Below are 7,964 nucleotides of genomic sequence, written 5' to 3' on the forward strand. Positions count from 1 at the left end.
ATCGCTCGCCCCCGCACGGCCGTCTCGGAACCTGTGGAAGAGGCAAAACCTCCACCCGGCCCACCCCACCACTGTTCGCCTGCAGGCCGCCGCGTGGGGTGATGGGTGCATTGTGCCATAGCCAGAACAGAGGGGGATAAGTGGAACAGAACAATGCCAGGCCTGAACAACCTTGGGACCTCAGGGGGCACCACAATGGCCCGGCAGATCAGTGCTCTTGCGTCAGCGCCGCGACCAGGGCGTCGCGGGTGGCCGAAAGGGCGAGCTCACGCGGACCGAAGACGCGGCTTTGCAGGAAGTGGCTGGTGAGATGAAGCGCGTCGGCAATGTCGTGGGGACTGGCATTGCCGCGGGTGGTGAGGAAGCTGGGCAGTGGCAGCAGGCGATCGAGATAGGGCGCCGCCGCGGCGCGCGACACCGCCCTGCCCGATTTGGGCGAGACGTGGGTGAGGTCTTCGGTCGTGCCGGTCACCGCGCATTGGCTGAGATCGAGGCCGAAGCCGAGGTCGTCTAGCACGGCCAGTTCGAACTGGACCAAGGCGACGCCGTCGGGCGGGCTGTCGATCAGGCGCAGGGCCATGCCGAGCAGGCGATCATGCGGGTCGCGCTCGGGCAGCAGGCGCAGGTGTTCGCAGACCAGCTGGCTGAGATAGAGGCGCGGGCGGTCAATGATCAGTTCGGCGGCCCGGGCCTGCAGCAATTCGACGATGAACTGGCCGAGCTGATCCTCGAGGCGAGCGCGCCAGGTGATCTGGACGGTATTGCCCGGCTGCAGCACCGGGGCCAGGCGCGTGGAACGGCCACCGCGCACCAAGCCCAGGCAACGCCCCCGCCCGGCCACCATGGCCTCGGCAATGACGCTGCTCTCGCCGTGGCGGCGCACGCCAATGAGAAGGGCTTCACCGGTCCATTCCATCTAGTCGCGGTCCTCTTCAAGACCGGCCTCAAGCCGTTGCCGCAGGGCCTGGAGCACCTCGGCGGCGACAGCCAGCTTTGCCGGATCCAGATCCTGCGCGAGCCCATCGACCCAGGGTCGCTGCAGGGCGTGGACGCTGGAGAACAGCTTGTGGCCTGGCGGCGTGAGGCAGACCAGCTTGGCCCGGCGATGATGTGGATTATCCTGGAGCGTCAGGACGCCGGCGTCGACCAGATCATTGACCAGACGCTGGACGCCCTGGCGGGCCAGACCCATGTCGCGGGCGATATGGGCTACGGGCTGGGGAACGGGAGCCATGGCGACGGCCCCCAGCACCTGCCAGCGCGCACTGGTCAGGCCGAGCGGCGCAACCAGCTGGTCGCCGGCCGCAACGAGGCTGCCATTGGTCCGGAAGATGTCAAGAAACAGGGCGCTGAGCGACAAGGACACAGACGCATGTTCATTCTCGCTCATGTTGACACCTTATAACCCATTTGACAATATGTTGTCATATTTTGGCTTGGGTGACACTGTCGTCGACAGGGACCCGGCCAGCAACCCCGGGAAGTGACATGTCTGCATTGGCGCAATCCATCAATGAGTCCGTCTATCGCATCGATAGTTTCAGCGTTCCGCAAGAGGCGCGCACGGCTTTCATGTCGCAACTCGCGGAAACCCAGCAATTTCTCACCACGCAGGCCGGTTGCCTGCAAAACCTGGTGCTGGAGCACGCGTCCGGCGCGGACCGGTTCAACATGGTCACGGTGGTGCAATGGGCAAGCCCCGAGGCTTTCGCCCAGGCGAAAGAAGCCATGATGGCGGCACGGCGCGCCAGCGGCTTTGACGCGCAAGGCTTCATGCAGAAACTGGGCGTCGAGGCCAATATGGCGAACTATGTGACGGCGCGGCAGGCGTCCGATCAGTCTTTGCCATGGGGGTATTCGAGCCCCATTTCGCGGTAGCGCTCGGGGTCGTCGCCCCACTTTTCGCGGACCTTGACGAACAGGAACAGGTGGATGGGCACATCGTACATTTCCATCAGTTCCTTGCGGGCTTCCTGGCCGATGGCCTTGATGGTCTGGCCGCCGGCGCCCAGCACGATCTTCTTGTGGCTGTCGCGGGTGACATAGACCACCTGGTCGATCTTGTAGGAGCCATTGTTCTGGATCTTGAAGCTCTCGGTTTCCACCGTGCAGTTATAGGGGATCTCGTCATGCACGCGCAGGAAGAGCTTTTCGCGGGTGATTTCGGCCGCGGTGATGGCCATGGTCAGATCGGTGAGGTGATCCTCGGGGAAGTGCCAGGGACCGGGCGGGATGTGCTTGATGCACCAATCCATCAGATCGGCCACGCCATAGCCCTTGAGCGCCGAGATCATGAAGGTGGCCTCAAAGCGCAGCTTCTCATTGAGCGTCTGCGACAGGGCGAGCAGGGCCTCGTTCTTGATGGTGTCGATCTTGTTCAGGATCAGGATCTTGGGGTGCTTGAGCTGGGCCAGGCCTTCGAGCATGGGCTCGATGTCGGGGGTGATCCCGCGCTCGGCATCAATGATGAAGCCGACGATATCGGCATCGCCGGCCCCGCCCCAGGCACTCTGCACCATGGCGCGATCGAGCCGGCGCTTGGGGGCGAAAATGCCCGGCGTGTCGATGAAGATCAGCTGGGCCTTGTCCTGGGTGACGACACCGCGCACCTGGCTGCGGGTGGTCTGCGCCTTGTGGGTGACGATGGACACCTTGGTGCCAACCAGGGAATTGAGCAAAGTCGACTTGCCGGCATTGGGCGCGCCAACCAGCGCGATGAAGCCGCAAGAGGTGTCGGTGAGTTCTGTGGGTGTGTTCATGGGGCTTCCTTCCATACCTTGTGGTGCATCAGGAACAATTCTGCGGCCTTGTGTTCGGCGATCCTCTTGGAGGGGCCGGTAGCGCTCAACTGTTCGAAATCGCCCAGGGCAATGGCAATGGTGAATTCGGGGGCATGATCAGGGCCGGTGCGGGCCACCTGAACATAGGTGGGGGGTTCGAGGCCGCGGGCCTGGGCCCATTCCTGCAAGGTGGTCTTGGCATCGGCCTTGTTGGCCTGGCCGTCGGCGAGAAACTCTTCAAACATCCGCTCGACGAATTCATAGGCCTTGCCCATGCCGCCGTCGCAGTAAATCGCGCCAATGATGGATTCGGTGACGTCGCCGAGAATGGCTTCCTTTTCGGCGCCGCCGGTGCGCGCTTCGCTTTCACCCAGGTTGAGTTCGCCGCCCAGGCCAAGCGTGCGGGCGATGATGGCGCAGGTTTCCTTGCGCACCAGGGTGTTGAGGGTGCGGCTGAGTTCGCCCTCATTGGCCTTGGGGTAGCGGCGATACAGCATATCGGCCACCACCAGGCCGAGCACGCGATCGCCGAGGAATTCGAGGCGCTGATAGGAGCGCTCGATACGCCGGGCGGGCGAGACCGCACTGGAATGGGTCAGCGCGCGATCCAGCAGGTCCGGATCGGCGAAGCGATAGCCCAGCCGAAACTGCAGCTTGTCGTGATTGCGCGCTTTGGGACTCATCTATCGATGGGCTGGAACATGCGATCCCAGCGCACATTGGCTGGCCACTGCCAGATCTGCCAGGGCGGAATATTGTCGGTGATGGAGAAGAAGCGCGCTTCGGCCTTGGCGATCAGATTGATGGCGGGGACATAGCCAACCTGGCTGAGCACGCGGCTATCGGCGGAGCGGTCTCGGTTGTCGCCCATCATGAAATAATGGCCGGCAGGAACGACAAAGACCGGGGTATTGTCGAGGGGGGCCGTATCGGAGATTTCCTGGATGGTGTGCGTGGTGCCTTCGGGGAAGGTCTCGCGATAGACGGTGACTTCGACGGACTGGGCCGAGCTATCGGTATCGATGGCGGTGCCGATGGCTTCGCGCTCGACCATGACGTCGTTGATGTAGAGGCGGCCCTCGCGCATCTGGATACGGTCGCCCGGCAGGCCGACGACGCGCTTGATATACTCGACATTCTGCGGCACGGGCCGGAAGACGGCAATGTCGCCCCGATTGGGGTCACGGCCCAGAATGCGGCTGGCGATCGGCAGCTCGAAATCCAGCGCGGTGAAATTGCCGTAGCGGCCCAGCGAGAAGGAATGCTTGCCATAGCCCCAGACGAATTTGTTGGCGACGAAATAGTCGCCAATCATCAGCGTCTGCTGCATGGAGGCGGTGGGGATCGAGAAGGGCTGATAGAGGAACGAACGCAGCACGATGGCAATCAGCAGTGCCTCAACCACGACAACGAAGGTTTCAACCCATTCATTGGTCGCGGACTTGCCGGCGGGCTTATCGACAGGCTGGCTCATGGAATTCCCCGGTTTGCTGACGCGGCAGCGTTATTCCGTTGCGGTAGCCGGGTCAATCGGCAGCGCCTCGATGATGACGAAAGCCTGGGCCAACCCGGCATCGTCGGTGATGGTCAGGTGTATGTGGGGCCAATGGCCGGGCGGCACAAGGCGATCCAGTGCTTTGGCGGCGCCATTGCTCAACAGCATGGTCGGTTTGCCCGATGGCAGGTTGACCACGCCCATGTCGCGCCAATAGACGCCGAAACTAAGGCCGGTGCCCAGCGCCTTGGAACAGGCTTCCTTGGCGGCGAAGCGCTTGGCATAGGAGGCAGCCCGCTGGGCGCGGCGATCGGATTTGCGCTGCTCGATCTCGGTAAAGCAGCGCTGGGTGAAGCGCTCGCCATAGCGGTCCAGCACCGCGGCAACGCGGTGGATTTCGATCAGGTCCGAGCCGAGGCCGATGATCATGGCAATGCTCCGCGTGCGGGGAGGCACCCCCACCTGGCCTCCCCCTGAGAGGGGGTGGGGGTGGCCGGGCAAGAACTCACTTCACACCCTGGATGCCGCGACTGCCCGGCTTGACGGGCGGGATGGCGGCCAGTTCGGGCGGCAATTGGTCAGCGGGATAGGCCGGCACCTTGAACTCGATCAGGCTGACCAGCGGCACGCCGACATCGGCTTCTCCAGCGGAGCGGTCGATCAGACAGGCGGCGGCAATCACATTGGCGCCGATGGCCTGCAAGGCGGCGACGCATTCGCGAATGGACAGGCCGGTGGAGACAATGTCTTCGACGACGATGACCTGGTCACCCGGTGCGATTTCAAAGCCGCGGCGCAGTTCGAACTGGCCATCGACGCGTTCGGTATAAAGCGCCGGCACCCCAAGCTGGCGGGCAGTTTCATAGCCCGGAATGATGCCGCCAATAGCTGGCGACACCACCTTGGTCACCGCGCCAAAACCGTCGGCGTGGATCTTCTCGGCCAGCGCCTTGCAGAGCTTTTCAGTCTCGGCGGGGTATTGGAACACCCTGGCCTTCTGCAGGAACAGCGGCGAGCGCAGGCCCGAGGACAGGATGAAATGTCCCTCGAGCAAGGCGCCACAGGCGCGGAAAATGGCCAGCACGTCATCTTTCGTCATCAATAAACCTCCTGTCGACCTGGCCGTCCCATTCGAGCGTGGAAATCATCGACGCTTCGCGGATACCGGCGCGCTGCACGGCACTCAGGCCGGGGCTGCGCTTCAGCGTTGCCAGAACATCGGTCAGTTGCGCAAGGTCGCGCACCTCGATTTCGAAGATCATCTGGTGAAAGTCGGGCGAAATCATCCGCATCACCAGATTGTTGATATTGGCGTCACAGGCGGCGATGGCGGCGGAAATCTGGGCGAGCGAGCCGGGCTTGTTGACCGATTCCATCGACACCACCACGGCATAGGCACGATCCTCACGCCCCGCCAGGTTCCAGCGCACGTCAAGCCAGGCGACGTCGCTGTCATGCAGGTTGATCAGCGCATCGGAATGGATGGGATAGATCTCGAGCGGCTTGTCGGGCTGCAGAATACCCACCAGCCGGTCGCCGGGGACGACGCCCTCATTGGAGACCAGGACGCCCATCTGGAAATCGAGCTGGGCCAGCGCCGCCTTGGCGTTGGGCCCTGAGCGCTGGCCACCCGGCACGCGGAAGCGGAACAGATCGGTGGAGCGCAGCGCGAACCAGCCATCGGCAGTGTCGGCCACCGGCAGGTCGAGCTTGCGGCGGCGCTTGCGCAGGCCCTTGATGGAGGCCAGTTCGGTGGCCAGCGGTTCGGAACCGACCTTGCCCTCGCCCACGGCGATCAGCAGGTCACGGCGGTTGGCCATGCCCAGCGCCTCGGCCAGGGTCGCGGCCTCGGTATCGTCGAGCATGACGCCTTCGCGCTCCAGCATCATGTTGAGAATATGCTCACCCAGGGAGAAGGCCCGCTGGGTCGCGGCCTGCCGCACGGCGCGCCGGTTGGCGGCGCGGGCCTTGCCGGTGGCGGCAATGCCCAGCCAGTTCATCGGTGGCATGTGGTTCTGGTCGCGGATGATCTCGACTTCGTCGCCACTGCGCAACTGGGTCACCAGCGGCAGAATGGCACCGTTGATCTTGGCGCCCACCGTGGTGTCGCCAATATCGGTGTGCAGCGCATAGGCAAAGTCGATCGGCGTGGCGCCCCGCGGCAAGGCAATCAGCCGCCCCCGGGGGGTGAAGCAGAACACCTGATCCTGAAACAGCTCCAGCTTGGTGTATTCGAGAAAATCCTCGGTGGAACTGCCGGCAGTCAGGTGGGCGATGGTCGAGCGCAGCGAGCCATAGGCCTGGGATTCGTTTTCGATGCGGCTGAGATCGGCCGAGGCACCATCCTTGTAGAGGGCATGCGCGGCAATGCCGAATTCGGCCACCCGGTCCATTTCCTCGGTGCGGATCTGCAGTTCCGCCCGCTGGCGGCCGGGGCCGACAATCGTGGTGTGGATCGACTGGTAGTCATTGTGCTTGGGGACCGAGATATAGTCCTTGAACCGGCCCGGCACCACTTTCCACTTGGTGTGGACCACGCCAAGGGTATGGTAACACTCGTCAATCGAGCCGACGATCACCCGGAAACCGATAATGTCGGAGAGCTGTTCGAGGGCAATTGATTTGCGTTCGATCTTGTTGAAGATCGAGAAGGGCGACTTCACCCGGGCCTTGACCCGCGCGTGGATGCCTTCGGCCAGCAGGCGATCGCTCAGTTCGGCGGAAATGGTGGCAATGGTCTCGCTATAGGCGGCCTGCATCTCATCGAGCCGGGTGACAATCGCCTGATAATGTTCGGGCTGCAGGATCTTGAAAGAAATATCCTCCAGCTCGCTGCGCATGTCCTGCATACCCATGCGGCCCGCCAGGGGCGCGTATATATCCATGGTTTCCTGGGCGATGCGCGTCCGTTTTTCGGGCGGCATGTATTGCAGGGTGCGCATATTGTGCAGGCGGTCGGCGAGCTTGACCAGCAGCACCCGCACATCCTGGCTGATCGCCAGCAGCAATTTGCGCAGGTTTTCCGCCTGGGCTTCTTCGCGCGAGACCAGATTGAGACGCTCGATCTTGGTCAGGCCATCAACGATGGCACCAATCTCGGCCCCGAACAGGTGATCGATCTCGGCCCGGGTGGCGTCGGTGTCCTCAATGGTGTCGTGCAGCAGGCCGACAACGATGGAGGCATCATCGAGCTTGAGCTCGGTGAGAATGGCCGCGACTTCGAGCGGATGATTGAAATAGGGGTCGCCGGAAGCGCGCTTCTGCGAGCCATGCTTTTGCATGGCGTACACATAGGCCTTGTTCAACAACTGCTCATCGACGTTCGGGTTATAGGCCTGAACGCGTTCAACAAGCTCGTACTGGCGCATCATGAAATCGGGTGCTCGCTAGGAGGGTTGAACTTAGCGCGTTGAAAGCAAATGGGAAAGGTGGGAGCGGCGAAGTATGTGCGGGGGGCGGCGCCAGGCCACTGCCCTGCCCCGGCAACGAAACACCCCCGGCTGGCCGCCGAGGGTGTTGAAACTATCGTGCCTGCTGGTCACCTGGGCCATTCGAGCGTAGCCCGCATGGCCCCCAGCCATCTCAAATCGCGCCACTGGCGCGATTTGCCCTTACGGGACGATGGCTAGTCGTCGCGACGCTCTGGTGGCGCCAGGCTTTCGATGCCACGCAGCAGTTCATCTTCGCTC

At 63.0% G+C, this 7,964-nt stretch carries 9 protein-coding genes; 1 reads left to right on the forward strand and 8 read right to left on the reverse strand.

The features are described 5' to 3' along the window. Positions 1–208 precede the first annotated feature (208 nt). Entirely contained in the window at positions 209–916 is a 708-nt protein-coding gene (recO, locus tag Q8O80_RS14500) for a DNA repair protein RecO (RefSeq protein ID WP_305580458.1), read from the reverse strand. Next, positions 917–1,390 (reverse strand): MarR family winged helix-turn-helix transcriptional regulator, encoded by a 474-nt coding sequence (locus tag Q8O80_RS14505; protein ID WP_305580460.1) that lies wholly within the window; start codon positions 1,388–1,390, stop codon positions 917–919. 107 nt (positions 1,391–1,497) lie between these two features. On the opposite strand from Q8O80_RS14505, the gene Q8O80_RS14510 reads away from it, so the two are divergent. Further along, positions 1,498–1,878 (forward strand): antibiotic biosynthesis monooxygenase, encoded by a 381-nt coding sequence (locus Q8O80_RS14510; RefSeq protein WP_305580462.1) that lies wholly within the window; start codon positions 1,498–1,500, stop codon positions 1,876–1,878. Here Q8O80_RS14510 and era read toward each other — a convergent pair. From era to Q8O80_RS14540, 6 genes are all read right to left on the reverse strand, one after another. Then, complete coding sequence (gene era, locus Q8O80_RS14515) at positions 1,836–2,759, reverse strand: GTPase Era (protein ID WP_305580464.1); 924 nt, start codon at positions 2,757–2,759, stop codon at positions 1,836–1,838. The genes Q8O80_RS14510 and era overlap by 43 nt on opposite strands. After that, positions 2,756–3,463: a ribonuclease III gene (gene rnc, locus Q8O80_RS14520; protein WP_305580466.1), complete on the reverse strand. Its 708-nt coding sequence runs from the start codon at positions 3,461–3,463 to the stop codon at positions 2,756–2,758. The genes era and rnc overlap by 4 nt, the downstream gene beginning before the upstream one ends. Continuing rightward, a complete protein-coding gene (lepB, locus tag Q8O80_RS14525) occupies positions 3,460–4,254 on the reverse strand; it encodes a signal peptidase I (protein WP_305580468.1) in 795 nt (264 codons plus the stop codon). Before lepB ends, rnc begins: the two co-directional genes overlap by 4 nt. A gap of 30 nt (positions 4,255–4,284) precedes the next feature. Then, entirely contained in the window at positions 4,285–4,704 is a 420-nt protein-coding gene (acpS, locus tag Q8O80_RS14530; RefSeq protein WP_305580470.1) for a holo-ACP synthase, read from the reverse strand. Between the two features lie 76 nt (positions 4,705–4,780). Next, positions 4,781–5,374 carry an orotate phosphoribosyltransferase gene (gene pyrE, locus Q8O80_RS14535; RefSeq protein ID WP_305580472.1) on the reverse strand — a complete coding sequence of 198 codons (594 nt, stop codon included), beginning with the start codon at positions 5,372–5,374 and terminating at the stop codon, positions 4,781–4,783. Beyond that, positions 5,361–7,646 carry a bifunctional (p)ppGpp synthetase/guanosine-3',5'-bis(diphosphate) 3'-pyrophosphohydrolase gene (locus Q8O80_RS14540; RefSeq protein ID WP_305580474.1) on the reverse strand — a complete coding sequence of 762 codons (2,286 nt, stop codon included), beginning with the start codon at positions 7,644–7,646 and terminating at the stop codon, positions 5,361–5,363. Before Q8O80_RS14540 ends, pyrE begins: the two co-directional genes overlap by 14 nt. Positions 7,647–7,964 lie beyond the last annotated feature (318 nt).

The organism is Devosia sp., assembly GCF_030689745.1.
Classification (GTDB): Bacteria; Pseudomonadota; Alphaproteobacteria; order Rhizobiales; family Devosiaceae; genus Devosia; species Devosia alba.